The organism is Microbacterium lacticum (assembly GCF_006716815.1).
Lineage (GTDB): Bacteria > Actinomycetota > Actinomycetes > Actinomycetales > Microbacteriaceae > Microbacterium > Microbacterium lacticum.
Genome location: NZ_VFPS01000002.1, coordinates 447,350 through 474,022 on the forward strand (window position 1 = coordinate 447,350; position 26,673 = coordinate 474,022).

The window sequence follows — 26,673 nt, forward strand, 5'->3', positions numbered from 1 at the left end:
TCAGCCGCGCGCACCGCGCGACGGGCCGTCGGGGTCGTCGTCGGGGGCGGCCGAGGGCGGCGGTCCCGGCCGGTCGGGGTCGGCGTCCTCGGCGTCGAGGGCGGCGAGCTCCGCCTCGAGGCGCCGGATGCGCTCGTCCTGATCGCTGATCGAACCGATGCTGCCGAGGAACTCGAGATCGTCGTCGGGGGCGGTCGACACGGGCGCCGTGCGCTGGCGGCCGCGGCCGACGATGAACCAGAGGATGCCGCCGAGCACGGGCAGCAGCACGACGATGAGGATCCACACCGGCTTGCTCACCCCGCGGTGCCGCGTCGGCGAGAGGAGGGCGCAGTCGACGATGCTGTAGACCCAGAACGCGATCAGCAGCAGCAACACCGGCAGAAGCACGCGCACCACGCATCCATCCTAGGCGCGCCGCACTCGCCACGGACGCCGCCCGTCCGCCGCGAGAACGCACAACAGCACCTGTCGAGGCCCGCGAACGGTGCTATCGTGCGTTCTCGCGCAGCGCGGGCGCACGTAGACTCGATGCCATGCGTGCTCGCTCGGCCCTCCTGTACACCGTGCTGCGCCTGGCGGCCTTTCTGGTGCCGTTCGGGATCATGATGCTGTTCCCCGTCATGCGCGAGTACTACTGGCTGTCGGCGATCTTCGCCGCCCTGATCGGTCTGAGCCTGTCGACGCTGTTCCTGCGCCGTCCCCTCGCCGACATGACCGCCGACCTCGCGGCCGGCCGCGGCGAGCGCAGCGCGCGCCGGGTCAGCGACGAGCAGGTCGAGGACGCCGCCACCGACATCTCCGCCGACGAGCCGGGCGACGACGAGGCATCCACGCCCCCGACGACGCCGTCGAGCCCGGCCGCCTGAGAGAAGCGGATGCCTCAGCCGGCGAACGCCCAGCAGAGGAAGCCCGCGACGGCGAGCGAGGTCAGCGACGTCAGCCCGAGGGCGACGACGAGCTCGCGCGGAGCGCGGTAGGTCCAGACGATGAGGATCGCACACGCCGCGGGGATGAGGGCGAGAAGGCCGAGCCACGCGAGCGGGTAGAACTGCGCGAGGAACGCCACGATCAGGAACGCGGCGACCACGAGCACCGTGTACAGCACCTGGGTGGCGCGCTTGCCGATGCGCACGGTGAGGGTCTTCTTGCCCGCGAGGCGGTCCTGGTCGATGTCGCGGAGGTTGTTCGCGAGCAGCACGGCGCACGCGAGGAGGCCCGCGACGGTGCCGCCCCACCAGGCCTCCTGCGGCACGGAGGCCGCCTGCACGTAGGTCGTGCCGACCGTGGCGACGAGTCCGAAGAAGACGAAGACGAACAGCTCGCCGAGGCCCGCGTAGCCGTAGGGCCGCTTGCCGCCGGTGTAGAACCAGGCGGCGAGCACGCACGCCGCCCCGACGAGGAGCAGCCACCAGTGGCCGGTGCGGACGACGATCGCGGTGCCGGTGACGGCGGCGATGGCGAACCAGGTCAGCGCGACGGCCAGCACGGTGCGGGGCGTCGCCTTGCGCGAGGCGGTGAGGCGGGCGGGTCCGACGCGCTCGTCGTCGGTGCCGCGGATGCCGTCGCTGTAGTCGTTGGCGTAGTTGACGCCGATCTGCAGCGACACCGCCACGACGAGGCAGCTCAGGGCGATCACCCAGTGGAACTCGCTTCGCACGATGAGCGCGGCGCCGGTGCCGATGATCACGGGCGCGACGGCGAGCGGCAGGGTGCGCAGGCGCGCCGCGCCGATCCAGTCGCGCAGGGTCGCCGGCTCGACGTGCGCGAGGTCGCGCGAGACGTGCGCGCGCTGCGGGTTGCCGTGCCGTTTCTGCTTCTGCGCCCCGGCGCTCTGGCGTCCGGTGTGCTTCTTCTTGCGGGTGCTGCCTGCCACCCGAAAATCCTATTCCGCGTGGGCGGGTGCGGCGGGTGCGGCGGACGGACGGGCGAACGGGTGCGCGCCGACGAGGGATGCCAGCCGTGCCAGCCCGCGCTCGAGGGCGGCGACATCGTCGTCATCCGCCCCCTTCTGCGGGCCGCACACGGCCGCCGCCCCCCGCGGTCCGAGCAGCGGATTGTCGACGTCGCTCGCGAGCACGACCTCCACCTCCGCGAGGCGCGGATCGAGGCCCGACAGGTCGACCTCGACGAGTTCGGCGAGCGCCGCACCCCCGGGCGCGACCTCGCCCGCGGCGGTCGACAGCCGCGCGGCGAGGGCCTGCAGCATGCCGGCGCCGCCGTCGGTGCTCGCGCTGCCGCCCACCCCGAGCACGATCGTGCGCGCTCCCCGGTCGAGCGCGGCCCGGATCAGCTCGCCCGTGCCGCGGCTGGTCGCCGTGCGCGGCGCGCGCTCCCCGCCGGGCAGCAGGTCGAGCCCGCTGACCGCCGCCATCTCGACGATCGCCTCGCCGTCGCGCACCGCGATCGCCGCCTCGAGCGTGCCCTCGCCGCCGTCGGCGACGGGCACGGCCGAGTCCTCGGCAACTGGCAGCACCTCGGCGATGCCCGCGGCGAGCGCGGCGGCGACGTCCGTGCCCGTGGCGGAGCCCTGGAACTTGTTGGAGGCGATGACTTCATCGTCTCCGACCACTCCGCCTCGACCCTCGAGCTGAAAGACCTCGACAACGGCGACTTCGCCGTCGCATGGGGCGGGGTGGCGTCACTGCAGCTCGGCCTGTCGCTCGTGTGGACCGAGGCGCGCCGGCGCGGCATCCCGCTCGAGACGGTCGTCGGCTGGATGAGCGAGCGCCCCGCGCAGTTCGCGGGCCTCACCGGCAAGGGGCGGATCGCCCCCGGCTACGACGCGGACTTCTCGATCGTCGCCGCCGACGACGCGTTCGTCGTCGACGTGGGCAAGCTGCACCACAAGAACCCGCTCACGCCGTACCACGGCAAGCCGCTCGCGGGCGTCGTGCGCACGACGTTCCTGCACGGGGAGCCGATCGACGGGGTCACTCCGCGCGGGCGGCTCCTCCGTCGCGGAATGCTCGACTGAGCCCGGCGAGCGCGACCCGGTCGGGCTTGCCGCTCCGCAGCATCGGCACCGCGTCGACGGCGATCACCGCGCGCGGGCGGGATGCCTTGCCGAGGGCGGCCTCGACCGCCGCGCGCACGCGCTCCGTGGCATCCGCGTGGCGAGAGGCGTCGCCGGGGGCGATGACGACGGATGCCTCGCCCCACCGCTCGTCGGGGACGGCGACCACGACCGCGCCCGCGAAGCCGGGGATCTGACGGACGACCCGTTCGACCCGGTCGAGCGAGACGTTCACCCCGCCCGACACGATGACGTTGTCGGCGCGGCCGGTGACGCGCAGGCGCCCGCCGTCCGTCTCGCCGAGGTCGCCCGTGCGGTACCAGCGGGTGCCGGCGTCGTCGCGCACGAACGCCGCGGCGGTGCGCTCGGGGTCGCCGAGGTAGCCGTCCGCGAGCGTCGGCCCCGAGAGCTGCACCTCGCCGTTTTGGATGCGGACGCCGACGCCGACGAGCGGCACGCCGTCGTAGACGCACCCGCCGGCGGTCTCGCTCGACCCGTACGTGCGGACGATCCGGGCCCCGGCAGCGGCGGCGCGCGCGGCGAGGGCGGGGGCGAGCGCCTGCCCGCCGACGAGGATCGCCTCGAACCCGGCGAGTGCCCGCGCGGCGGCGGTGTCGCCGCCGTCGACCGCGTCGAGCACGGTCTGCAGCTGCGCCGGCACGAGCGAGGTGTAGGTCGGGACGCGCACGCCGCCGTCGCTGGAGGCCATGGCCGCCGCCGCGGCCGCGAACGCATGGGCCGAGAAGGAGCCGGCCAGGATCGCCGGCTCACGCCCGGCGACGAGCGAGCGCACGAGCACCTGCACCCCGGCGATGTAGCCGGCCGGCAGGGCCAGGAGCCACGCGCCGTCGCCGATCCGGTCGGCGGTCGCGAGCGCCGACGCGGTGAGCGCGGAGCGGCTGAGCGCGACCGACTTGGGATAGCCGGTCGAGCCCGACGTCGTTACGACGACCGCGGTGCCCGCCGGCACCTCGTCCGGGAGGGTGCCGGCGGGGGCGCCGCAGGCGATCGCCGGTCCCGCGCCGAGCACGGCTCCGCGGAGCCCGCGCAGCACGGCGCGTGCGTCGGTGGCATCCACCCGCTCGAGCCTCACGCGCCCGGCCTCAGTAGTGGTACGGGTAGGGCGACCAGTCGGGATCGCGCTTCTCGAGGAACGCGTCGCGCCCTTCGACGGCCTCGTCGGTGCCATACGCGAGACGGGTCGCCTCGCCGGCGAACACCTGCTGACCGACCATGCCGTCGTCGATGGCGTTGAACGCGAACTTCAGCATCCGGATCGCGGTCGGCGACTTGCCGAGGATCGTCCGCGCCATCGCGAGCGCCTCGCGCTCGAGCTCGGCGTGCGGCACGACGCGGTTGACGGCCCCCATCTCGTAGGCGCGCTGGGCGGAGTACTCCTCGGCGAGGAAGAACACCTCGCGCGCGACCTTCTGGCCGACCTGGCGCGCCATGTACGCCGAGCCGTACCCGGCGTCGAACGAGCCGACGTCGGCGTCGGTCTGTTTGAAGCGGCCGTGCTCGGCGGAGGCCACGGAGAGGTCGCACACGATGTGCAGCGAGTGTCCGCCGCCGGCCGCCCAGCCCGGGATCACCGCGATCACGACCTTCGGCATGAACCGGATGAGCCGCTGCACCTCGAGAATGTGCAGGCGCCCGGCGCGGGCGGCGTCGGGCGCCGTCGCGTCGTCGGCGGCGTAGGTGTAGCCGTCGCGGCCGCGGATGCGCTGATCGCCGCCGGAGCAGAACGCCCAGCCGCCGTCCTTCGGGCTCGGGCCGTTGCCGGTGAGGAGCACGACGCCGATCTTCGGGTCCTGCCGGGCGATGTCGAGCGCGCGGTACAGCTCGTCGACGGTGTGCGGGCGGAAGGCGTTGCGCACCTCGGGGCGGTCGAACGCGATGCGGGCGATGCGGCCGTCGGTCGACACGTGGGCCGTGATGTCGGTGTAGACGGATGCCCCGTCGGTCACCGACCCCGGAGCGGGCGCCCACTCGGCCGGGTCGAACAGGTCGGAGACGAAGGGCGCGGTCACCCGCCCAGCCTACGCGCGCGGTCATGTCGGGGCGGTGTCCGGGCCGTGCCGGGGGCTCTGTCGCACACCCTGAGTACAGTCGACGCATGGACACGCCGATCCGCCCGCTGACCCGCGCCGAGATCGTGTCGCCCGCGTTCGGACCGCTGCTGTGGGAGGCGGCGAGCGTCGATGCGGACGCCCTGATGCACATCCGCGACGTCGAGCTCCCGCATCTCGAGGTCATCGGCTCCGCCGACGACGCGGGCGACGTCGTGGGATTCGCGGCGTTCGCGCGTCACCGCGACCACCTCGAGCTGCACTACCTCGCGGTGTCCGAGACCGCCCGCGGCGCCGGGCTCGGCTCGCGTCTCATCGACGCCGTCCGCGCCGCCGACCCGCCGCTGCCGCTCCGCGCCGAGACCGACGATGATGCCGTCGACTTCTACCGCACGCTCGGCTTCACGGTGACCGGCGCCCCGCGCGACGCCCGCTGGCCGGCCCGCCGCCGCTACCGGTGCGAGATGCCGCCGCGAGAGGCATCCGCATGATCCTCGAGCACGCCCTGCTTCCCGTCCGCCCCGGCCTCGAGGCCGATTTCGAGGCGGCATTCGCGCAGGCGCGGCCGCTCATCGAGGCGGCGGGCGGCGGCCGGGGCGTGGCGCTCCGCCGCAGCATCGAGACGCCGAACGAGTACCTGCTGCTCGTCGAGTGGGACAGCGTCGCGGCGCACACCGAGGGCTTCCGCGGATCGGCCGCCTACGACCGGTGGCGGCACCTGCTGCACCGCTTCTACGAGCCGTTCCCGGTGGTCGAGCATTTCACGGAGGTGCGATGAGCCTCACCGTCGGGTCGATCGTCATCCGGGTCACCGATCTCGACGCGCAGCTCGCGTTCTGGACGGCGGCGCTCGACTACGTGCCACGCCAGCTGATCGCGGACGACTTCGCCCTGCTCGGACCGCGGACGGGCGCGGGCGTCGGCCTCTCGCTCGACGTGGTGGCCTCGCCGCGCATGCTGCCGCCGCGCATCCACCTCGACCTGTACACCTCCGCCCAGGCCGCCGAGGTGGCCCGACTCGAGACGCTCGGCGCCCGACGCGTGCACTGGAGTAAGCGGCCGCCCGACGCCGACTACGTGATCATGGAAGACCCCGAGGGCAATCGCTTCTGCGTCGTCCATGCGCACGGCGATGACTCGGCCTCCGACGCCGCGGGCTCCGACGCCGCGGGCTCCGACGCCGTGGAAGAATGAGACACGGCGAGATCCACTCCCGAACGGATGCCGCCGGGAAGGCTCATCGTGCAGATCAGGAACTCCTCGGACTGGCGCGACGCCCTCCCCTTCGAGCTGCCCGTCGCGGCCGCCGAGGCGGTGCCCGGCGAGCTGACGCGCTGCGCGGGGTGCGGCGTGGACAGTGAGCCGTGGCCGCGCGAAACCCTGTGGGTCGTGAAGCACCGGCATCCGACCAACCCCGCCGGCTACGTGCGGTACTACTGCGCCGAGCACAAGCCGACGCCGAAGCTCGCTCCCCCGGTCTCCGCGCCCGAGCGCGCGCGCCGCGCCGCGTCGTCCGGCCCGCGCAAGCCCGCCGCGCCGTCGATCCCCGAGCGCGCCGTGGTGCTCTGCCCCGACTGCTTCGTGCAGGTGCCGCCGACGGGCGTCTGCGGCATGTGCGGGCAGCAGGTCGCCTGACGGCGACGCCCGGCCGCGCGCCTCGACGCGCTGGCCGCGGAGATCACCGCCGACGGCGGCCGCGCCCTCGCGATCGTCGCCGACATCACCGACCGGGCCGTCACCCGCCCGCGGCGGCAGACGATCAACGAGCTGCTGATCCGTCCGACGCTGCAGAACGACTGAGCGGGGCCGGGCCGCCCCCGCGTCGCCCGGCCCCGCCACACCTCGCCCGGGTCAGCCGAGGACGACGAGCAAGCCGAGCACCGCGCTCGCGATCGCGAGCACCGTCAGCGGCAGCGCCGGCATGACCGACTCCTTGCGGCGGAGGTGCACGACGGTCGCGCCGAGCATGAGGATCGCGAGGCCCACGGCCGCGATCGGGGTGAGGATCGGGGCGATGCCGGTGGCCAGCGGCAGGATGAGGCCGAGCGCGCCGAGCACCTCGGCGATGCCGATCAGGCGGATGGCGACGGGCGAGAAGCCCTCGGTCCACGCCATGCGCGGGTTCTCCGCGAGCTTCTCCTTCGAGCTGGTCGCCTTCGCGAAGCCGGCGCCGAGCATGAGCAGGGCGAGGACGATGTTGACGATCCAGAGGGCGATGAGCATGAGGGGTTCCTTCTCTGGTTACTATCGGTAAGCAACCACATCATGCGTCATCTCGCGGACGCGTGCAAAAGGAACACGGATGTCACCGACTCACACCGCGGGAACCATCGAGCTCGTCGAGCCGCGCAGCGGCTACGAGGGCAGCTGTCGCGCGCACGGCAACGACGGGCGCGCGATCGGCGACATCCTCGCCCGGATCGGCGACAAGTGGTCGCTGCTGGTGATCGCGACGCTGCACGAGGGGCGCCTGCGCTTCGGTGAGCTGCAGGGCCACATCCCCGGCATCTCGCAGCGCATGCTCACCCTCACCGTGCGCCAGCTCGAGCGCGACGGCATCGTGACCCGCACGGTGTTCCCCGAGGTGCCCCCGCGCGTCGAGTACGAGCTGACCGAGCTCGGCGAGACGCTGTTCGTGCCCGCGCGCGCAATCGCCGACTGGGCCGTCGCGCACCACGACGAGATCGAACGGGCGCGCACCGCGTACGACGCGCGCTGACGCCCGGGCCCCGGGCCCCGGGCCCCGCGGCAACGGGCCGGCACGGCAGGATGGATGCCATGGACCTGCCCGACCTCGCCGACCTGCGCGCCGCGGCGCACGTCGTCTCCCTCCCCCTCGTCACCCGCTTCCGCGGCATCGACCACCGCGAGGCGCTGCTCCTTCGCGGCCCCGAGGGGTGGACCGAGTTCTCGCCGTTCCTCGAGTACGACGACGCCGAGGCATCCGTGTGGCTCGCCGCCGCGCTCGACTTCGGGTGGCGCCCCCAGCCCGCGCCCGTGCGGGAGCGGGTGCCGGTGAATGCCACCGTGCCCGCCGTCGCCGCGGAGGACGTCGCGGCGGTGCTCGCGCGCTACGACGGATGCCGCACCGCGAAGGTCAAGGTCGCCGAGCGCGGCCAGAGCCTCCGCGACGACGTCGCGAGGGTGCGCGCCGTGCGCGCCGCGATGGGTCCGGAGGGCCGTGTGCGGCTCGACGCCAACGGCGGCTGGAACATCGACGAGGCCGAGCACGCCGTGCACGCCCTCGCCGAGTTCGACCTCGAGTACCTCGAGCAGCCCTGCGCGGAGGTCGCCGAGCTCGCCGAGCTCCGGGAGCGCCTCGCCGACTGGGGCATCCCGATCGCCGCGGACGAGAGCGTGCGGAAGGCCGCCGACCCGCTCGCCGTCGCCCGCGCCGGCGCCGCCGACCTCGTGGTCGTCAAGGCGCAGCCGCTCGGCGGCGTCGGCGCGGCCCTGCGGATCGTCGCCGAATCCGGCCTGCCGGCGGTCGTCTCCAGCGCGCTCGACACCTCGATCGGCCTCTCGATGGGTCTCACCCTCGCCGCCGCACTCCCCGACCTCCCCTACGACTGCGGGCTCGGCACGGCGTCACTCCTCGCCGCCGACGTCACCGCGACGCCGCTCCGCCCCCAGGGCGGCGCGCTCGTCGCCGGACGCGTCGAGGCGGATGCCGGGCTGCTGCGGCAGCACGCGGCATCCCCCGACCGGCACGCGTGGTGGCTGGCGCGTCTCGAGCGCTGCCACGCCGTGCTCGCCGCCCGCTGACCGGCCCGACTCGATCCCGGGCCATGGTCAGCGGATCAGCCGGGTCGCCCGGGTCAGCCGGGCCACGGGATCATTACTCGCGGCGGGTCGCGTCGTGCACCTCGCCGACGAGCTCCTCGATGATGTCCTCGAGGAACAGCACCCCGGTCACGGTGCCCGAGGCATCCCGCACCTGCGCAAGGTGACGGCTCGACCGCCGCATGAGCGCGAGCGCGTCCTCGAGGTCGGTCGTCTCCGACACCGGCACCATGTGGTGGATGCGCTTCGGCTTGACGGGAGCGGCGACCGCGCGCTCCGCATCGGGGCCCTCGGCCGCGCGCAGCACGTCCTTCAGGTGCACGTAGCCGACCGGCACCCCCTCGGCATCCACGATCACATAGCGTGAGAACCCGTGCTTGGCGACGGCCCGCTCGATCTCGTCGGGTGTCGTCACCTCGGGCAGCGTCACCAGTTGCGATAGGGGCACCGCGATGTCGCGCGCCTTCTTGTCGGTGAACTCCACCGCCGCAGCGACGGCGCCCGACGCGTCGTCGAGCACCCCCTCGATGCGCGACTGGTTCACGATCGTGGCGACCTCGTCCAGCGTGAACGTCGACGCGGCCTCGTTCTTCGGCTCGACGCCGAACAGTCGCACCGTGTGATTGGCGATCCAGTTCAGCGCCACGATGATCGGATAGAAGAGCTTCGACACCCACACGAGCGGCGGCGCGAGCATCAGCACGGCGCGATCGGGCAGCGAGAACGCCAGGTTCTTCGGCACCATCTCACCGAACACCACGTGCAGGTACGACACGACGACGAGCGCGATCGCGAACGCGACCCCGCCGATGACGGCTTCGCTCCAGCCGGTGAGGCCCAGCGGACCCTCCAGCAGGTGGTGGATCGCCGGTTCCGACACGTTCAGGATCAGCAGCGAGCAGATCGTGATGCCGAGCTGGCAGGTGGCCAGCATGAGCGTCGCGTGCTCCATCGCGTAGAGCGCGGTCTTGGCGGTCTTCGACCCGCGCTCGGCGAGCGGCTCGATCTGAGAGCGGCGGGCGGAGATCACGGCGAACTCCGACCCGACGAAGAAGGCGTTGATCGCCAGCAGCACGACCAGCCATGCGAGTCCGGCCCAGTCGCTCATCGCCGCTCACCTCCCTCGATCTCGGACCCTTCCGGCAGCGGACGCGGGGTGAACTTCACGCGGTCGACGCGGCGACCGTCCATGCGCTGCACCTCGAGGGTGCCGTCCTCGAGTTCGATGCTGTCGCCGACGTTGGGGATCCGCTCGAGCGTCGACATCACGAACCCGCCGACGGTGTCGTAGACCTCACCTTCGGGCACGCGGATGCCTGTGCGGTCGAGCACCTCGTCGGGGCGCAGCTCACCGGGGAAGATGACGGCATCCGCGACGCGGACGACACCCGCGCGGTTCCGGTCGTGCTCATCGAGCACCTCACCGACGATCTCCTCGACGAGGTCCTCGAGCGTCACGACGCCGGCCGTCCCGCCGTACTCGTCGACGACGATCGCCATCTGGTAGCCGCGGGCGCGCAGCTCCGCCATGACGGCATCCAGGTGCACCGCCTCGGGAACGCGCAGCGGCTCCTCGGCGATGGCGGCGGCGGGCACTTCGGCGCGGCGGTCGCGGGGAACACTGACGGCCTGCTTGAGGTGCACGATGCCCGTGATGTCGTCCATCGATTCGGCGTACACGGGGAACCTGCTGTGGCCGGTGCGGCGCGCGAGCTGGATGACATCCTCGACGCTGTCACTGGCGGCGACCGCGTGGATCGACGGGCGCGGGGTCATGACATCCGCCGTCGTCAGCCGCGCGAAGGTGAGGGTGCGGTTCAGCAGTGACGCCGTGTCCTGCTCGAGCACGCCCGCGCTCGCGGAGCGGCGCACGAGGCTCGACAGCTCCTCCGCGGTGCGGGCGCCGGAGAGCTCCTCCTTGGGTTCGATGCCCATGCGGCGGAGGATCCCGTTGGCGCTGCCGTTGAGCAGCGCGACCGCGGGGCGGAAGACCGTCGTGAAGGCGACCTGGAACGGCATGACGAGCTTCGCCGTCTGGCGCGGGATCGCGAGGGCGAAGTTCTTCGGCACGAGTTCGCCGATGATCATCGAGAACGTCGTCGCGATCGCGATCGCGACGACCGTGGAGATCGTGCGGGCCACGGCATCCGGCACTCCTGCTGCGGTGAACAGCGGGCTCAGCAGGTTCGTGAGGGCGGGCTCCATCGTGTAGCCGGTGAGCAGGGTCGTCAGCGTGATGCCCAGCTGCGCGCTGGAGAGATGGGTCGACGTCATCTTCAGCGCGTCGATGGTCAGCGACAGACGCGATTCGCCCGCCGCACGGCGGGCTTCGAGGTCGGCGCGGTCGAGGTTGACGAGCGCGAACTCGCTCGCGACGAACAGACCGGTCCCGATGGTGAGCAGCAGCCCCACGCCCAACATGACGTAATCCATCACGCATCACCCCCGATCGTGGTCGGGGAGGGTCGGGGGGGGCGATCGTCTGCTACTAGGAGGGTCGTCCATTGTGCGAACGATTCTACGGCACGACGCCCCGCCCCGGCAGTCAAGCCCCGGCGCGGGGTGGGATGATCCCGGCATCCGCGACAGGTTGCGGCATCGGCGACAGGTTGCGGCATCGGCGACAGCTCCTGGCATCCATTCCCCGCTCGCGCTACAGGAATCAGCATCCGCCACAGCATTCTCCTGACGCGGATGCCGGTTTCTGTAGCGTCAGACATCGCACCGCCGCTCCGCGCCGCCTCCTCCCCAGCGACGGATTCTCGCCGAGATCCCACAGATCGCTGCCCGCGGCGGCCGCCGGGGCGGCGTGGGCGCCATGCTGGCGGCGTGGACACCCTGACGCACGAACCCCTGACCTCCAGTCCGATCGAGGTGTTCCGCCGCCGCGGCCGGTTCGACCCGATCGATGACCGACGGGTGCGCGCGGCCGTCGCGGCGGGCGCGTGGGTGCGGATCATTCCCGGTGTCTACGCGCGCGCCGAGGCGTGGCGCGCGCTGCGTCCGCATGAGCAGCATCGCGTCCGTGTCCTCGAGGTGACGCATCGCCTCGAGACTCCCGCGCTCGTCTCGCACCATGCCGCGGCTGCGGCGTGGGGCATCGACACGCTCGGGAGGTGGCCGGAACGGGTGGATGTCCGGGTGCCGCGCGCGAGCGGCGGACGCTCGACCGGGCGGATCCGCCGCTACCCGCTCGGCGTGGACGACGTCGCGACGGCCCCGTTCGGCCGACACCGGGTGACGACTCCCGCGCAGACCGCCCTCGACCTCGCCCGCGCGCTGCCGTTCGTGCGCGGCGTCGCGGCCCTCGATCAGGCGATCTGGACCGAGCGGCCCGGCGGCGCGCTCACGGATCTCGCCGAGATCGAGCATCTCCGCGCCGCGCAGCCTTCCCCGCGCGGCGACGCACGGGCATCCCGGGTTCTCGCCTTCGCCTCGACGGGCGCGGCGAACGTGCGCGAGTCGCAGATGCGCGTGCTCGTCGTGGAGCTCGGATTCGGCCTGCCGACGGTGCAGGAGCGGCGCGTGCTGCGGAGCGGCCGCGTCGCCTTCGGCGACCTGTACTTTCCCGACGCGGATCACTGGGTCGAGATCGACGGCCGGGGCAAGTACCTCAGCCCCGAGTACACCGGCGGCCGCGACGCCGCCCAGATCGTGCTCGACGAGAAGGCCCGGGAGAACGAGATCCGACGGATCGTGCGGGGGTTCTCACGCCTCGACGCGCTGGATGCCGAGCATCCACGACGGGTCTACGACATCCTCACCGGCGACGGCCTGCGCAGCATCCTGCCCCGACCGTGACCCACACCCCCGCGCGGCGCCGCCGGCGCGACAGCAACCCGCAGGCGCCACAGGATTCTCCTGGCGCGGATGCCGATTTCTGTAGCGGAAGCCCGGCCGCGAATGCCGAAGCCCGCGCGGCGGCCAGGCCCCGCCCCGCGTCACCAGCTGACGGGCAGCGCCTTGCCCTCCTCGTAGCCCGCGGCGGACTGCAGCCCCACCGTCGCGCGATCGTGGAACTCGGGCACGGTGGATGCCCCGGCGTACGTGAACGAGGAGCGAACCCCCGACGTGATCATGTCGATGAGGTCCTCGACCGAGGGTCGAAGCGGGTCGAGGTAGATCTTCGACGACGAGATGCCCTCGGCGAACAGCTCCTTGCGGGCGCGGTCGTAGGCGTCCAGCCGGCCGAAGCGTCCCTGCACGGCCTTCGTGGATGCCATGCCCCACGACTCCTTGTAGACGCGGCCCGCCTCGTCCACCTGCAGCTGCCCGGGCGCCTCGATCGTGCCCGCGAACCACGAGCCGATCATCACCGAGGCGGCGCCGGCGGCGAGCGCGAGCGCCACGTCGCGCGGGTAGCGCACTCCCCCGTCGGCCCAGACGTGCGCGCCGAGCTCGGTCGCCGCCTGCGCGGTCTCGAGCACCGCGGAGAACTGGGGGCGGCCGACGGCCGTCATCATGCGGGTCGTGCACATCGCGCCCGGGCCGACCCCGACCTTGAGGATCGACGCCCCCGCGTTCACGAGGTCGTGCGCGCCCTCGGCGGTGACGATGTTGCCCGCCGCGATCGGGATGCCGAGCCCGAGGCCCGACACGGTCTCGAGCGCCCGCAGCATCCCCTCCTGGTGACCGTGCGCGGTGTCGACGACGAGCACGTCGACACCGGCGGCGGCGAGGGACTTCGCCTTCGCGGCGACGTCGCCGTTGATGCCGACGGCCGCGGCGACGATGAGCCGCCCGTCGCCGTCGACGGCGGGCCGGTAGAGCGTCGAGCGGAGCGCCGTCCGCTGCGAGAGCGTGCCGACGAGGTAGCCGTGGTGGAGCACGCAGACGGTCTCGGCCTCGGCGGCGACGATGAGGTCGAACGCGTGCCGGGCGTCGGTCACGTCGTCGGCGTCGATCGAAGGGGTGCGCCCGCGGGCGAGGTCGCCGAGCCGCGCGTCGGGGAGCGCCGTGCCGAGCCGCGTCGCCGCGACGACGCCGATGATGTCGTCGACGTGCACGCGCTCGACGGGCTCGTTCACCACGACGATGCCGTGCCCCGCGGTGGCGGGAAGGAGCGCCGCCGCCTCCGCGACCGTCGCCGACGCGGGCAGCACGACGGGGCTGTCCCACCGCACGGGCTGGTCCTTCACCCAGCGGATGGCCGCGTCGATGTCCTGCAGCGGCATGTCCTGCGGCAGAACGCCGAGGCCGCCGCGACGGGCGAGGGCGGCCGCCAGGCGCGGCCCGGTGACGGAGTTCATGTTCGAGGCGACGAGCGGGATCGTGGCGCTCGTGCCGTCGCCCGGCGACAGGTCGACGTCGAGCCGGCTCGTGACGCCCGAGCGCCGCGGCACGAGGAAGACGTCGGAGTAGGTCAGGTCGACGGTCGGTTGGGAGCCGGACAAGTGCATGTACCCACGGTACCCGCCGACAAACCTGGGATACCCTTGATGGATGTGTGCGTGAGCGCCCGTCCGGGCCCGGCACCGTACGAACTTCATCGACGAAAGCAGGCGCAAACCGTGTCCAGTCAGGCGACCGGCGTGGGTACTTCGACAGACGGCGACTTCGGAGCCAACGAGTGGCTCGTCGCCGAGATGTACGACCAGTTCGCGAAGGACCGTGACTCGGTCGACCGGTCGTGGTGGCCGGTGCTCGAAGCGTACGAGAAGACGCAGCAGGATGCCTCGGCCGCCGCCCCGGCAGAGGCGAAGCCCGCGCAGGCGAACACGGCGACCGCCGCGCCGGCGAAGCCCGCCGAGCCGTCGCAGGCGAAGCCCGCGGCATCCACCCCCACCGCCGACGCGCGTCCGCTGACCGCGCCCATCCCCGTCGTCGGCGCGCAGCCGGTCGCGAAGACGACGACCCGCCCCGCGGCGCCCCAGCCCGTTCCGGCGCAGGCGCCGAAGGCGGAGCCGGGCACGACCGCGGAGGCCCGCGAAGACGTCGTCACGCCGCTGCGCGGCCTGCCCAAGACCCTCGCGGCGAACATGGACGAGTCGCTGACCGTGCCGACCGCGACGAGCGTGCGCACCGTGCCGGCCAAGCTCATGATCGACAACCGCATCGTGATCAACAACCACATGTCGCGCACCCGCGGCGGCAAGGTGAGCTTCACGCACCTGATCGGCTGGGCGCTGATCCAGGCCCTCAAGGCCTTCCCGAGCCAGAACGTGTCGTACGCCGAGATCGACGGCAAGCCCTCGGTGGTCGCGCCGGCGCACGTCAACCTCGGCATCGCGATCGACCTGCCCAAGCCCGACGGCACCCGCGCGCTCATGGTGCCGAGCATCAAGCAGGCCGAGTCGCTGACGTTCAACGAATACCTCGCCTCGTACGAGGACCTCGTCAAGCGCGCCCGCGCCAACAAGCTCACCGCCGCCGACTTCCAGGGCACGACGGTGACGCTGACCAACCCGGGCGGCATCGGCACGGTGCACTCGGTGCCGCGCCTCATGAAGGGCCAGGGCTGCATCGTCGGCGCCGGCGCCCTCGAGTACCCCGCCGAGTTCCAGGGCTCCAGCGAGAAGACCCTCGTCGAGCTCGGCATCGGCAAGACGATCACCCTCACGAGCACCTACGACCACCGGGTCATCCAGGGTGCCGGCTCGGGCGAGTTCCTGAAGATCGTGCACGAGCTGCTCATCGGCCAGCGCGGCTTCTACGAGGGCATCTTCGCGGCGCTGCGCATTCCGTACGCGCCGATCCACTGGTCGCGCGACATCAACGTCGACCTCGCCGAGCGCGTCGACAAGCAGTCCCGCGTCGTCGAGCTCATCAACTCGTTCCGCGTGCGCGGTCACCTGATGGCCGACATCGACCCGCTCGAGTACGTGCAGCGCACCCACCCCGACCTCGAGATCGAGAACCACGACCTCACCTTCTGGGACCTCGACCGCGAGTTCGTCACCGGCGGGTTCGGCGGCAAGCGCACGATGAAGCTCCGCGACATCCTCGGTGTCCTCCGCGACTCGTACTGCCGCACGATCGGCGTCGAGTACATGCACATCCAGGACCCGGCCCAGCGCAAGTGGTTCCAGGACAAGGTCGAGGTCAAGTACCAGAAGCCGAGCCACGACGAGCAGCTGCGCATCCTCGACAAGCTCAACCAGGCCGAGGCGTTCGAGACCTTCCTGCAGACCAAGTACGTCGGGCAGAAGCGGTTCTCGCTCGAAGGCGGCGAGTCGCTCATCCCGCTCCTCGACGAGATCCTGCAGGGCGCGGCGGGCGCGGGCCTCGACGGGGCCGCGATCGGCATGGCCCACCGCGGGCGCCTGAACGTGCTCACCAACATCGCCGGCAAGACCTACAGCCAGATCTTCCGCGAGTTCGAGGGATCGGTCGCGATCGGCTCGAAGTCGGGCTCGGGCGACGTGAAGTACCACCTCGGCACCGAGGGGACGTTCGTCTCGGATGCCGGGGAGGAGCTGCCCGTCTACCTCGCCGCCAACCCGTCGCACCTCGAGACGGTCGACGGGGTGCTCGAGGGCATCGTCCGCGCCAAGCAGGACCGCTCCCCGATCGGCACCTTCCCGTGGCTGCCGATCCTCGTGCACGGCGACGCGGCCTTCGCCGGCCAGGGCGTCGTCGTCGAGACGCTGCAGATGTCGCAGCTGCGCGGCTACCGCACGGGCGGCACGGTGCACGTCGTCGTCAACAACCAGGTGGGCTTCACCACCCTCCCCCAGGACGGCCGCAGCTCGGTGTACGCCACCGACGTCGCCAAGACGATCCAGGCGCCGATCTTCCACGTCAACGGCGACGACCCCGAGGCCGTCGTCCGGGTCGCCGATCTCGCGGTGGCCTACCGCCAGGAGTTCGCCCGCGACGTCGTGATCGACCTCGTCTGCTACCGCCGCCGCGGTCACAACGAGGGCGACGACCCGTCGATGACGCAGCCGCACATGACGAACCTCATCGAGGCGAAGCGCTCGGTGCGCCGCCTGTACACCGAGTCGCTCGTCGGTCGCGGTGACATCACCGAAGAGGAATACGACAAGGCGAAGGCCGACTTCCAGAACCGCCTGGAGATCGCGTTCGCCGAGACCCACGCCGCCGAGACCGGGGCCACCGGCATCGTCTCACCGAGCACGGGCGCGATCGAGCAGGCCGTCGGTCAGCCCGAGACCACCGGCGTCGGCGTCGAGGTCGTGCGGCAGGTCGGCGACGCGTTCGTCAACAAGCCCGACGGCTTCACGGTGCACCCGAAGATCCAGCAGCTGCTGGACAAGCGCCTCGACATGAGCCGCAACGGCTCGATCGACTGGGGCTTCGGCGAGCTCCTCGCCTTCGGCTCGCTCCTCATGGAGGGCACGAACGTGCGCCTCGCCGGGCAGGACGCGCGCCGCGGAACCTTCGTGCAGCGTCACTCGGTCATCCACGACCGCGCGAACGGCCAGGAGTGGCTGCCGCTGGCGAACCTCGGCGAGAACCAGGGCCGCTTCTACGTGTACGACTCGCTGCTGAGCGAGTACGCCGCGATGGCGTTCGAGTACGGCTACTCGGTCGAGCGCCCCGACACGCTGACCCTGTGGGAGGCGCAGTTCGGCGACTTCGCCAACGGCGCGCAGTCGGTCGTCGACGAGTACATCTCCGCCGCCGACCAGAAGTGGGGCCAGCAGTCGTCCGTCGTGCTGCTACTGCCGCACGGCTACGAGGGCCAGGGGCCCGACCACTCGTCGGCGCGCATCGAGCGCTACCTGCAGATGTGCGCGCAGGACAACATGATCGTCGCGCGCCCGTCGACCCCGGCCTCGCACTTCCACCTGCTCCGCCGTCAGGCCTACTCGCGCCCCCGCCGGCCGCTGATCGTCTTCACCCCGAAGGCGATGCTGCGCCTGCGCGGCGCGACGAGCCCGGTCGAGGCGTTCACCACGGGCCGCTTCGAGCCCGTGCTCGACGACGATCGCGGCGTCGACAAGGCATCCGTGACCCGTGTGCTGCTGCACTCGGGCAAGATCCACTGGGACCTCGTCGCCGAGCTCGACAAGAAGCCGAACCCGAAGATCGCGCTCGTGCGCCTCGAGCAGCTCTACCCGGCGCCGATCGACGAGCTCAACGCCGTCATCGACAGCTACCCGAACGCGGAGCTCGTGTGGGTGCAGGACGAGCCCGAGAACCAGGGCGCGTGGCCGTTCATCGCCCTCGAGGTGGTCAAGCACCTGCACGGGCGGACGATCCGTCGCATCTCGCGCGCAGCGGCGGCCTCGACGGCCACCGGGTCGCCCAAGGTGCACGCCCGCGAGCAGGCCGCGATCATCGAGCAGGCCCTCACGGTCTGAGCACGACCCTCTGACGAGGTGAGCGGGGCATCCATCCGTGGATGCCCCGCTCCGTGTCAGTGGTGGGTGGACTGCTCGGCGCGCAGGCGCGCGAGCACCTGGTCGCGCAGCTGGTCAGGGGCCGTCTCCTTGCATGCCCGCGCGATCACCGCGGTGAGCGTCGTCGCCACGAGCGCCTCGTCACGGCACGCGGGGCAGTTCTCGAGGTGCTCGGTGATGTCGGAGTGCTGCGTCTTGCAGACTTCGTGGCGGAGGTACTCCTCCAGGTCTTTGCGCGCCTTGGAGCAGCCGCAGTCGCTCATTTCTCGCTCCCGGTCATTTCTTGCTCTTCGAGGTCGCGGGGACGGGCACGTCGACGCCGCGCTCCCGCGCATAATCGGCCAACAGGTCACGCAGCATGCGTCTGCCACGGTGCAGACGGCTCATGACCGTGCCGATCGGGGTCTTCATGATGTCGGCGATCTCCTGGTACGCGAATCCCTCGACGTCGGCGAGGTAGACGGCCAGGCGGAAGTCCTCGGGGATCGACTGCAGCGCATCCTTGACGACGGAGGCCGGCATGTGGTCGATCGCCTCGGCCTCGGCCGAGCGCGAGCTGGTCGCCGTCGTCGACTCGGCGCCGCCGAGCTGCCAGTCCTCGAGCTCGTCGATCGTGCCCTGGTAGGGCTCACGCTGCTTCTTGCGATACGTGTTGATGTAGGTGTTCGTGAGGATGCGGTACAGCCACGCCTTGAGGTTCGTGCCCTGCGTGAACGAGGCCCACGACGCGAACGCCTTGACGAAGGTCTCCTGCACGAGGTCGGCCGCGTCGGCGGGGTTCCGCGTCATCCGCATCGCGGCCGCGTAGAGCTGGTCCATGAACGGCAGCGCCTGGTCTTCGAACTGGGTGCGCGGGTCCTGGGCCGTCTGCGCGTCTGTGGCCGCCTGCTCTTCCATCGCGGCCCAGTCTACGTCTGACAGGTCCGCGATAACGGGTGCGAGGGTCGCTGTCAACTGTGACCTCTTCTTTCTCCGGTTCCGGGCGGGTTCGTTAGGGTAGAACCCGATGACCAAGACCGGGTATTCCCTCACTCAGCCCGCTTCGTCGTCGCCGTGGGCCGCGCCCCTCGCCGACGAACCCGTGCAGGCGACCATCGCGGTGCCTTCCTCGAAGTCGCTCACCAACCGCGAGCTGGTGCTCGCTGCCCTCGCCGACGCCCCCAGCACGCTGAACTCGCCGCTGCACTCCGACGACTCGGCGCGCATGGTCGAGGCGCTGCGCACACTCGGCGTCGGCATCGAGGAGGTGCCCGGCGAGGGACCGTTCGGTCCCGACCTGTACGTGGCCCCGCCCGCCGCGCTGCGCGGCGACGTGACGATCGACTGCGGACAGGCCGGCACCGTCATGCGCTTCATCGCGCCGCTCGCGGGACTCGCGACCGGCGACGTCACGATCACCGCGCACGCGAGCGCCCTGCACCGCCCGATGGGCGAGACGATCAAGGCGCTGCGCGAGATCGGCGCCGACATCGACGACGGCGGCCACTGGGCGCTGCCGTTCACGGTGCGCGGCCGCGGCCACATCCGCGGCGGTGAGGTGACGATCGACGCGAGCGCGTCGAGCCAGTTCGTCTCGGGTCTCCTCCTGGCAGCTCCCCGCTTCGCCGTGGGACTGCACCTCATCCACTCCGGCGAGCGGCTGCCGTCGATGCCGCACATCGACATGACCGTCGAGACCCTCGCGCGGCGCGGCATCCAGGTCGAGCGCCCGAACGCCAACGAATGGGTCGTGCCCGCCGGGGTGCCGCGCGCGCGCGACGCGGTCATCGAGCCCGATCTCTCCAACGCGGCGCCGTTCCTCGCCGCGGCCCTCCTCACCGGCGGTTCGGTCACGATCCCGGGCTGGCCGCCCACCTCGACCCAGCCCGGCGCGCTCCTGCCCGAGATCCTCTCGCTCCTCGGCGCCCGCACCGGCCGCCGCGGCGGGGCCCTCACCGTCACCGCCGCGCGCCCGCTCGCCGGCGTCGACCTCGACCTGTCGGCGGCGAGCGAGCTCACCCCGACGCTGTTCGCCCTCGCGGCGTTCGCCGACGCCCCGACGACGCTGCACGGCATCGGACACATCCGCGGGCACGAGACGAACCGCATCGACGCCCTCATCGGCAACCTCCGCGCCCTCGGCGGCGAGGCCGAGGAACTGCCCGACGGCATCCGGATCACGCCGCGCCCGCTGCACGGCGGTCTGTGGCACGCACACCACGACCACCGGATCGCGACCGCGGGTGCCCTGATCGGCCTGCGCGTGCCCGGCGTCGAGGTCGACGACATCTCGACCACCGCCAAGACGATGCCGCAGTTCCCCCATCTCTGGGAACAGCTGCTGGCGACCGACGACGGCGACTCCGACGCCGCGTGAAGCAGGCATGAGATGAGCTGGCTCGACGACGCCGACGACGACGAACCCGAGTTCGACGAAGCCGATGTGCGGGTGCGCCCGAACCCCAAGGCGAATCGTCCCCGCACGAAGCGGCGCCCCGCCCACGCCGACGCCCGCATCACGCGGGTGCTCGGCGTCGACCGGGGCCGCTACACCGTGCTGACCGACGAGGACGGCCCCGACGAGCACGTCGCGCTCGCCTCGCGCGCCCGCGAACTGCGCAAGCAGCCCATCGTCACGGGCGACCGCGCGCGGGTGGTCGGCGACTCGAGCGGCGACGAGGGCACGCTCGCGCGCATCGTCGGCATCGAGGAGCGCACGTCGCTCCTCCGCCGGAGCGCCGACGACACCGACCAGGTCGAGCGGGTCGTCGTGGCGAACGCCGACCAGATGCTCATCGTCGTCGCCGCGGCCGACCCCGAGCCGCGGCCTCGCCTGGTCGACCGCTACCTGATCGCGGCGCTCGATGCCGGCATCCACCCCCTCCTCGTCGTGACGAAGACCGACCTCGCCGACCCGACCGACTTCCTCTCGCACTTCGAGGGCGTCGACGACCTGACGGTGTTCACGAGCGGTACGGGCGACATGCCCGTCGATGAGATCGGCCGGCACCTCGTCGGACACTCGACGGTGTTCGTCGGGCACTCGGGCGTCGGCAAGTCGACGCTCGTCAACGCGCTCGTGCCCACCGCGGAGCGCGCGACGGGCCACGTCAACGAGGTCACCGGGCGCGGGCGGCACACGTCGAGCTCGACGGTGTCGCTGCGCTACGTCGGCGAGGACGGACGCGGCTGGGTCATCGACACGCCCGGCGTCCGCTCGTTCGGGCTGGGCCACGTCGACCCCGCGAACATCCTGAAAGCGTTCAGCGACCTCGCCGTCGTCGCCGAGGACTGCCCGCGCGGCTGCACGCATCTGCCCGACGCACCCGACTGCGCGATCATCGAGGCGGTCGAGGAGGGCCGGCTCGGCGAGCGCGGCGCGGCGCGACTCGACTCGCTGCAGCGCCTGCTCGCGACCTTCGCGCACTGAACAGGGCCGCGCCTAGGCTGGATGCCATGACGAAGCTCTCCCCCGGCGCCGCCGCCCCCGATTTCACCCTCGTCGACCAGGACGAGCGCCCCGTGTCGCTGCGGGAGCTCCGCGGCGTCGACGCGGCGGGCGAGTCCGGTGGCGGGCGGAGCGTCATCCTGTTCTTCTACCCCGCGGCGATGACGCCGGGCTGCACGAAGGAGGCGTGCGACTTCCGCGACAGCCTCGCCCCACTGCAGGAGGCCGGCTACGCGGTCGTCGGCATCTCGCGCGACGCCCCGGCCAAGCTCCGCGCCTTCCGCGAGCGCGACGGCCTCACCTACGACCTGCTGAGCGACCCCGACCACGCCGTGCACGAGGCGTACGGCGCGTGGGGCGAGAAGTCGAACTACGGCAAGACCGTGGTCGGCGTCATCCGCTCCACCATCGTCGTCGACCCGAGCGGCACCGTCACGCACGCGCTGTACAACGTCAAGGCCACCGGCCACGTCGCGCGCCTGCGCGCGCTGCTCGAGGTCGGCTGAGCCGAGCGCGCCAGGCCGAAGCCTGCGTGCCGACGCCGCCGAGGCCGTTACCGGTCCGGGGCATCCGTCCGTCGTCGCGCCCCCGCACGACGCGCGGCGGCGAACAGCACGATCAGCCCGACGATCGCGGGCACGGCGAGCACCGTCGCGAACCCGGCCGAGGGAGCCGGTCCGGTGAGCGCGCCGAGGGCGACCGCGAGCACGAGAAGCTGCGTGACGATGCCGCCGGAGCGCCCCCACGACTGACCGCGCGCGACCCCGACAGCGAAGGCCACCACCGCGGCGGCGCCCACGACGGTCAGCACGATCAGCGCGATCGAGCTGCCGACGTCGTCGGTGTCGCCGCCGACGAGGGCGACGACCTCCCACCCCGCGACCATCAGCAGGGCGAGTCCCTCGAGGGCCAGCAGGGCCGCGGCGACCCGTTCGACGGGGGTGATCGGCATGCGGGCGGCTCCTCGTCTGCCGGGGCGGGATCAACGTGCGGCGGGTGCGCGTGGAGCCAATGCACAGCTATCCCCGCCGGGAAATGCGCCGTTCACTCTTGATTCATCCGAATGTGCGTGGGACCATTGAAGAACCAGTGTGCTCCCACAGCGAAGTGGGGCGAGCCCTCGAGCTCGCACACCCACCAGGGTAACGGACACCCGAGTCCCTCCCTGACATCGGTCACTTCCCCACTCAAGGAGCAATTCACTATGGACTGGCGCGACAAGTCTGCCTGCCTCACGGTCGACCCCGAGCTGTTCTTCCCGGTCGGCAACACCGGGCCCGCGGTCGAGCAGATCGAGATGGCCAAGGCCGTGTGCGCCCGCTGCACCGTCACCGAGGTGTGCCTGCAGTACGCGCTCGAGACCGGTCAGGACTCCGGCGTCTGGGGCGGCCTCTCCGAAGACGAGCGTCGCGCCCTCAAGCGTCGCGCCGCCCGCGCCCGCCGCGCCAGCTGACCCGCCGCCTCCGCCGACCCGCGCCGGTGAACCGACCCGCGCCGGGCGTCAGCCCCGGTCGAGGTAGCGCATCGGAATGTCGATGGTCACCTCGGTGCCCGATCCGACGATCGTGTGCCAGTCGATCGAGCCGCTCAGCTCTCCCTGGATGAGCGTCCGCACGATCTGGGTGCCGAGCCCGCGGCCCACCTGCCCCTCGGGCAGGCCAACACCCGTGTCGCGCACCTTGACGTCCAGTCGGTCGTCGGTGCGCTCGGCGATGATCTCGACCTCGCCCTCCTGATCGGCGAGTCCGTGCTCCACCGCATTGGTGACGAGCTCGGTGAGGGCCAGCGCGAGCGGGGTCGCGTACTCGCTCGGCAGCGTACCGAACGTGCCCGTCTTGATCGTGCGCGCCCGCGTGTTCGGTGAGGCGGCGACCTCGGCGACGAGCTTGAGCACCCTGTCGAACACGTCGTCGAAGTCGACGTTCTGCGCGAGCCCCTCCGACAGCGTGTCGTGCACCACCGCGATCGCCGACACCCGCCGCATGGCGTGGGTGAGCGCGTCGCGCGCCTCGTCGGAGTGCGTGCGGCGCGACTGGATGCGTAGCAGCGACGCGACGGTCTGCAGGTTGTTCTTCACGCGATGGTGGATCTCACGGATCGTGGCATCCTTCGTGATGAGCTCCTGCTCCTGGTGGCGGATCTCGGTCACGTCGCGGCAGAGCACCACGGCGCCCACGCGGTGCCCGTTGTCCTTCAGCGGGATGGTGCGCAGCGACACCGTCACCCCGCGCGCCTCCAGGTCGGCCCGCCAGGGGGCCCGGCCCGCCATGACGATCGGCAGCGACTCGTCGAAGTCGCGACCCTTGGGCAGGATGCTCGTGGCCACCTCGAGCAGCGACTCGCCCTCGAGCTCGTCGTCGAAGCCGAGCCGGTTGAAGGCGGACAGCGCGTTGGGGCTCGCGAACGTCGTCACCCCGTCGACGTCGAGGCGGATGAGACCGTCGGATGCCCGGGGCGCGCCGCGGCGGGGCGAAGTGGGCGCCGCGAGGTCGGGGAAGTCGCTCGACGCGATCATGCCGAAGAGATCGTCGGCGCAGTCGTTGAACGTGATCTGCTGCCGGGACGGGGTGCGGGTCTCGCCGAGGTTCGTGTGGCGCGTGAGCACTCCGATCACCGTCGGCGAATGCTCCGCGTTGCCGCGCTCGCGCACGATCGGGACGGCGCGCACGCGCGTCGGCGTCTCTTCGAACCAGTCGGGCGAGGCGGAATCGACGATCGTGGCGCGCGTGAAGGCATCCCGCACCTGCGTGCGCCACTGCGGGCGCACGAGGTCGCCGACGATGTCGCGGTAGAAGAGCGTCGCCGCCCCCGACGGGCGGGTGTGCGCGACGGCGATGAACGAGTCGTCGGCAGTCGGCACCCAGATGACGATGTCGGCGAAGGCGAGATCGGCGAGCAGCTGCCCGTCGCCCGCAAGGCGGTGCAGCCACTCGATGTCCGCATCGGTGGAGCGGCCCTGGGCGTACACGAGATCGCTGAGCGTCGACACGCCCCCAGCCTATTGGGCCGCGCTCATGCCGTGCGTGCGCGGCGCCGTGACAGCACGGTGCCGGCGCGGCGGGGCTCGGTGGCCTCGCCGCGACCAGCGCGGCCGCGGCGCCGGCGATCGGCCTGACGCACCGGCACAGGGGGTTCGATCGCCTCGCCGACGAACCGCCGCACCGCGCCGGCGAGCGGCGAACGGGCCGCGACGTGCGCCACCGGCTGAGCGGCGAGCATCGCCGCGTCGGTCGCCTTCGGATCCCACGGCACGAACCACACGTCCCGCGCGTCGGTGTACCGCTCCAGGGTGCGCCGCACCTGCGCCCGCGCGTCGAGGCCGACCGGGCCGGTGCGCGACTTGTTGACCATGATCTTGACCGGGGTCGCACCGACGACCGAGCGGAGGTCGGCGTGCGCGCGCACGAACCGTGCGACGCCGATCGGATCCGCCGAGACCACCGCGACGATGAGGTCGGCGGAGGCGAGCGCGGCGAGGGTCGCGGCGTTACGCCGTGGGCCGGCGAGGTCGCTGACGATCTCCTCGTCGCGCTCGAGTGAGGCGGCGACGTCGACGACGATGTCGTCGGCCCACTCGCGGCACCGTTCGAGCGCCGCCTGCACCCGGTCGTGGGAGAGCTCGGGCCAGCGCCCCGGACGGTTGATGCCGGTGAGCACCTCGACGGTGCCGAGCGGCGCGGCGATGCGGGCGAGCTCCGCCACCGTCAGCGTGCCGCGCTCGGCCTGCCGGCACGCCGCGGCGAACCCCGGTCCCTCGTCGGCGAGGCCGGTCGCCATCGCGATCGACGGGGCGTGCGCGTCGGCGTCGATGAGGGCGACGCGGCGCCCGTCGCGGGCGAGCTCGCAGGCCAGCTCGATCGCGGTGGTCGTGCGCCCGGGGGCGCCCGCCGCGCCCCACACCGCGATCACCCGGCCCCGCGTGGGCTCGGGCGCCTCGGCATCCTGCGCGCGGGCACCGCTCGCGAGCACCTCGGCCGCGTCCGCCTGCGCATCGCAGGCGTCGACGCCGAACACCCCCGCCAACCGACGTTCGGCCGCGCCGGCGCAGAGGGCGACGATCCGGATGCCGAAGCGATCGCAGGCCGCGACGAGCTGGGCGGTCAGGGTGCGCCGGTCCGCATCGAGCACCAGCAGGTCGGCGCGGGCGAGCTCGCCGAGCATCTCCGCCGCCGCCCGCCCGCTCATCGCGTCGACCGCCGCGGCGGCGGGGGCGTCGGGAGCGACGACGAGCCGGACCTCGGCGCCGGCGTCGCGCAGATCGGCGGCGAGCTCCGCGCCACGTTCATCGGCGACGGCGACGACCACGGCGGGGCCGCCGCGCGGCTCCTCCTCACCGCGGCGGCGGAAGGCGCCGATCGACCCGCCCGCGCCGGTCACGGCTGCACCGCCGAGGTGGGCACGATCGACAGGCTCGCGCCACCCGAGATGGCCGCGAGCGTGTCGGCGACCTCGGCCCGCTCGATGACGAGCTCGACGGCGGAGCCCGCCGAGCCGATCATGGTGTCGTCGGCGGTCACCGAGACGACCGTCGCCGAGGCGACGAGAATGCGGGGCTTGTCGTACTGGCCCCGTTCGAGCTGCGGCGCCGCCCAGACCTCGACGGTCGAGCCGGGCCCGACGGCGGCTGGCAGCTCGGTCGCGCTGTGCACGACGACCGTGGTGGTGCGAAGACCCGCGGCGTCACCGATGGCATCCTTCGCCACCAGCTGCCCCTCGGGGATCGTGCGGGTCGCCACCGAACCGGGGGTGAGCGACGCGGGCGACGCGTAGGCCCCCTCGACCTGCCCGAGAGCCACATCGACGACGGTGAGATCGTCGGCGCCGACCGCCTCTCCCGCGACGATCGTGCGCGCCGCGGCGAACACCGGGGCGGTCTGGCGCGCCGCCGAGACGACGAGCCACACGCCGGCCACCGACGCGATGATCAGGGCGATGCCCAGCAGAAACCGGATGTCGGCCCAGAACGCGCGGGGCCGGGGGCGCGCAGCGGTGTGATCGCTCATGGGTTCCATGGTGACCGCGCGGCGGGGCGGGCGCGGAGGTTATCCACAGCCGGAACGTCTCAGCCGC

The 26,673-nt window shown here is 72.3% G+C and carries 28 protein-coding genes and 1 pseudogene; 14 read left to right on the forward strand and 15 right to left on the reverse strand.

Features of this window, described 5'->3' with window-relative positions:
• Entirely contained in the window at positions 1-399 is a 399-nt protein-coding gene (locus FHX68_RS07930; protein WP_141379941.1) for a PLD nuclease N-terminal domain-containing protein, read from the reverse strand.
• Between the two features lie 137 nt (positions 400-536).
• On the opposite strand from FHX68_RS07930, the gene FHX68_RS07935 reads away from it, so the two are divergent.
• A complete protein-coding gene (locus tag FHX68_RS07935; protein ID WP_141379940.1) occupies positions 537-869 on the forward strand; it encodes a DUF4229 domain-containing protein in 333 nt (110 codons plus the stop codon).
• A gap of 14 nt (positions 870-883) precedes the next feature.
• Here the strand turns inward: FHX68_RS07935 and FHX68_RS07940 are convergent, their stop codons facing one another.
• Entirely contained in the window at positions 884-1,876 is a 993-nt protein-coding gene (locus FHX68_RS07940; protein ID WP_141379939.1) for a 1,4-dihydroxy-2-naphthoate polyprenyltransferase, read from the reverse strand.
• A 9-nt stretch (positions 1,877-1,885) separates the two neighbouring features.
• Complete coding sequence (locus FHX68_RS07945; RefSeq protein ID WP_141379963.1) at positions 1,886-2,572, reverse strand: glycerate kinase family protein; 687 nt, start codon at positions 2,570-2,572, stop codon at positions 1,886-1,888.
• Between FHX68_RS07945 and FHX68_RS07950 the strand changes: the two are divergent.
• Positions 2,549-2,977, forward strand: a pseudogene (locus tag FHX68_RS07950) (amidohydrolase family protein); the annotation flags it as partial. The gene FHX68_RS07945 and the pseudogene FHX68_RS07950 sit on opposite strands and share 24 nt — an antisense overlap.
• Here FHX68_RS07950 and FHX68_RS07955 read toward each other — a convergent pair.
• Both FHX68_RS07955 and FHX68_RS07960 read right to left on the reverse strand, forming a co-directional pair.
• Complete coding sequence (locus tag FHX68_RS07955; protein WP_141379938.1) at positions 2,934-4,109, reverse strand: AMP-binding protein; 1,176 nt, start codon at positions 4,107-4,109, stop codon at positions 2,934-2,936. The pseudogene FHX68_RS07950 and the gene FHX68_RS07955 sit on opposite strands and share 44 nt — an antisense overlap.
• A gap of 10 nt (positions 4,110-4,119) precedes the next feature.
• Positions 4,120-5,046 carry a 1,4-dihydroxy-2-naphthoyl-CoA synthase gene (locus tag FHX68_RS07960; protein WP_141379937.1) on the reverse strand — a complete coding sequence of 309 codons (927 nt, stop codon included), beginning with the start codon at positions 5,044-5,046 and terminating at the stop codon, positions 4,120-4,122.
• An 86-nt stretch (positions 5,047-5,132) separates the two neighbouring features.
• Between FHX68_RS07960 and FHX68_RS07965 the strand changes: the two genes are divergently transcribed.
• From FHX68_RS07965 to FHX68_RS07980, 4 genes are read left to right on the forward strand one after another with little or no spacing between them, the layout of a single operon-like run.
• Complete coding sequence (locus FHX68_RS07965) at positions 5,133-5,576, forward strand: GNAT family N-acetyltransferase (RefSeq protein WP_170214203.1); 444 nt, start codon at positions 5,133-5,135, stop codon at positions 5,574-5,576.
• A complete protein-coding gene (locus FHX68_RS07970) occupies positions 5,573-5,863 on the forward strand; it encodes an antibiotic biosynthesis monooxygenase family protein (protein WP_141379935.1) in 291 nt (96 codons plus the stop codon). The genes FHX68_RS07965 and FHX68_RS07970 overlap by 4 nt, the downstream gene beginning before the upstream one ends.
• Positions 5,860-6,279, forward strand: coding sequence for a VOC family protein (locus tag FHX68_RS07975; protein ID WP_141379934.1), 420 nt, complete (start codon positions 5,860-5,862; stop codon positions 6,277-6,279). Before FHX68_RS07970 ends, FHX68_RS07975 begins: the two co-directional genes overlap by 4 nt.
• Positions 6,280-6,327: 48 nt before the next feature.
• The gene (locus FHX68_RS07980; RefSeq protein WP_141379933.1) at positions 6,328-6,720 is read left to right on the forward strand and encodes a glucose-6-phosphate dehydrogenase; all 393 of its coding nucleotides are present in this window, start codon (positions 6,328-6,330) and stop codon (positions 6,718-6,720) included.
• A 216-nt stretch (positions 6,721-6,936) separates the two neighbouring features.
• On the opposite strand, the gene FHX68_RS07990 is transcribed toward FHX68_RS07980, so the two are convergent.
• Positions 6,937-7,308 (reverse strand): DoxX family protein, encoded by a 372-nt coding sequence (locus FHX68_RS07990; RefSeq protein ID WP_141379932.1) that lies wholly within the window; start codon positions 7,306-7,308, stop codon positions 6,937-6,939.
• 79 nt (positions 7,309-7,387) lie between these two features.
• Here FHX68_RS07990 and FHX68_RS07995 point away from each other — a divergent pair, with 79 nt between their 5' ends.
• Positions 7,388-7,804, forward strand: coding sequence for a winged helix-turn-helix transcriptional regulator (locus FHX68_RS07995; protein WP_141379931.1), 417 nt, complete (start codon positions 7,388-7,390; stop codon positions 7,802-7,804).
• Positions 7,805-7,863: 59 nt separating this feature from the next.
• The gene (locus FHX68_RS08000) at positions 7,864-8,850 is read left to right on the forward strand and encodes an o-succinylbenzoate synthase (RefSeq protein WP_141379930.1); all 987 of its coding nucleotides are present in this window, start codon (positions 7,864-7,866) and stop codon (positions 8,848-8,850) included.
• 73 nt (positions 8,851-8,923) lie between these two features.
• Here the strand turns inward: FHX68_RS08000 and FHX68_RS08005 are convergent, their stop codons facing one another.
• On the reverse strand, positions 8,924-9,976 hold the full coding sequence (locus tag FHX68_RS08005) for a hemolysin family protein (protein WP_141379929.1): 1,053 nt from the start codon (positions 9,974-9,976) through the stop codon (positions 8,924-8,926).
• The gene (locus FHX68_RS08010) at positions 9,973-11,301 is read right to left on the reverse strand and encodes a hemolysin family protein (RefSeq protein WP_141379962.1); all 1,329 of its coding nucleotides are present in this window, start codon (positions 11,299-11,301) and stop codon (positions 9,973-9,975) included. Before FHX68_RS08010 ends, FHX68_RS08005 begins: the two co-directional genes overlap by 4 nt.
• A gap of 396 nt (positions 11,302-11,697) precedes the next feature.
• On the opposite strand from FHX68_RS08010, the gene FHX68_RS15850 reads away from it, so the two are divergent.
• A complete protein-coding gene (locus tag FHX68_RS15850; protein ID WP_229661400.1) occupies positions 11,698-12,669 on the forward strand; it encodes a type IV toxin-antitoxin system AbiEi family antitoxin in 972 nt (323 codons plus the stop codon).
• 140 nt (positions 12,670-12,809) lie between these two features.
• Here the strand turns inward: FHX68_RS15850 and guaB1 are convergent, their stop codons facing one another.
• Positions 12,810-14,267 carry a GMP reductase gene (gene guaB1, locus FHX68_RS08020; protein ID WP_141379928.1) on the reverse strand — a complete coding sequence of 486 codons (1,458 nt, stop codon included), beginning with the start codon at positions 14,265-14,267 and terminating at the stop codon, positions 12,810-12,812.
• A gap of 111 nt (positions 14,268-14,378) precedes the next feature.
• Between guaB1 and FHX68_RS08025 the strand changes: the two genes are divergently transcribed.
• Positions 14,379-18,137: a multifunctional oxoglutarate decarboxylase/oxoglutarate dehydrogenase thiamine pyrophosphate-binding subunit/dihydrolipoyllysine-residue succinyltransferase subunit gene (locus tag FHX68_RS08025; RefSeq protein ID WP_174799094.1), complete on the forward strand. Its 3,759-nt coding sequence runs from the start codon at positions 14,379-14,381 to the stop codon at positions 18,135-18,137.
• Between the two features lie 56 nt (positions 18,138-18,193).
• Here the strand turns inward: FHX68_RS08025 and FHX68_RS08030 are convergent, their stop codons facing one another.
• Positions 18,194-18,439, reverse strand: a complete 246-nt coding sequence (locus tag FHX68_RS08030; protein ID WP_141379926.1) for a zf-HC2 domain-containing protein — start codon at positions 18,437-18,439, stop codon at positions 18,194-18,196.
• Between the two features lie 13 nt (positions 18,440-18,452).
• Positions 18,453-19,073, reverse strand: coding sequence for a sigma-70 family RNA polymerase sigma factor (locus FHX68_RS08035; protein ID WP_170214202.1), 621 nt, complete (start codon positions 19,071-19,073; stop codon positions 18,453-18,455).
• Between the two features lie 109 nt (positions 19,074-19,182).
• Between FHX68_RS08035 and aroA the strand changes: the two genes are divergently transcribed.
• From aroA to bcp, 3 genes are read left to right on the forward strand one after another with little or no spacing between them, the layout of a single operon-like run.
• Complete coding sequence (gene aroA / locus FHX68_RS08040; protein WP_141379924.1) at positions 19,183-20,532, forward strand: 3-phosphoshikimate 1-carboxyvinyltransferase; 1,350 nt, start codon at positions 19,183-19,185, stop codon at positions 20,530-20,532.
• 12 nt (positions 20,533-20,544) lie between these two features.
• The gene (gene rsgA, locus FHX68_RS08045; RefSeq protein ID WP_141379923.1) at positions 20,545-21,585 is read left to right on the forward strand and encodes a ribosome small subunit-dependent GTPase A; all 1,041 of its coding nucleotides are present in this window, start codon (positions 20,545-20,547) and stop codon (positions 21,583-21,585) included.
• A 26-nt stretch (positions 21,586-21,611) separates the two neighbouring features.
• Entirely contained in the window at positions 21,612-22,109 is a 498-nt protein-coding gene (gene bcp, locus FHX68_RS08050) for a thioredoxin-dependent thiol peroxidase (RefSeq protein ID WP_141379922.1), read from the forward strand.
• Positions 22,110-22,156: 47 nt separating this feature from the next.
• On the opposite strand, the gene FHX68_RS08055 is transcribed toward bcp, so the two are convergent.
• A complete protein-coding gene (locus FHX68_RS08055; RefSeq protein WP_141379921.1) occupies positions 22,157-22,555 on the reverse strand; it encodes a histidine kinase in 399 nt (132 codons plus the stop codon).
• Between the two features lie 252 nt (positions 22,556-22,807).
• On the opposite strand from FHX68_RS08055, the gene FHX68_RS08060 reads away from it, so the two are divergent.
• Positions 22,808-23,056 (forward strand): WhiB family transcriptional regulator, encoded by a 249-nt coding sequence (locus FHX68_RS08060; RefSeq protein WP_141379920.1) that lies wholly within the window; start codon positions 22,808-22,810, stop codon positions 23,054-23,056.
• 48 nt (positions 23,057-23,104) lie between these two features.
• On the opposite strand, the gene FHX68_RS08065 is transcribed toward FHX68_RS08060, so the two are convergent.
• From FHX68_RS08065 to FHX68_RS08075, 3 genes are read right to left on the reverse strand one after another with little or no spacing between them, the layout of a single operon-like run.
• Positions 23,105-24,592: a sensor histidine kinase gene (locus FHX68_RS08065; protein ID WP_141379919.1), complete on the reverse strand. Its 1,488-nt coding sequence runs from the start codon at positions 24,590-24,592 to the stop codon at positions 23,105-23,107.
• Positions 24,593-24,615: 23 nt separating this feature from the next.
• On the reverse strand, positions 24,616-25,980 hold the full coding sequence (locus tag FHX68_RS08070) for a CpaE/TadZ family protein (RefSeq protein WP_229661401.1): 1,365 nt from the start codon (positions 25,978-25,980) through the stop codon (positions 24,616-24,618).
• Entirely contained in the window at positions 25,977-26,606 is a 630-nt protein-coding gene (locus FHX68_RS08075; protein ID WP_141379918.1) for an SAF domain-containing protein, read from the reverse strand. The genes FHX68_RS08070 and FHX68_RS08075 overlap by 4 nt, the downstream gene beginning before the upstream one ends.
• Between the last annotated feature and the right edge of the window lie 67 nt (positions 26,607-26,673).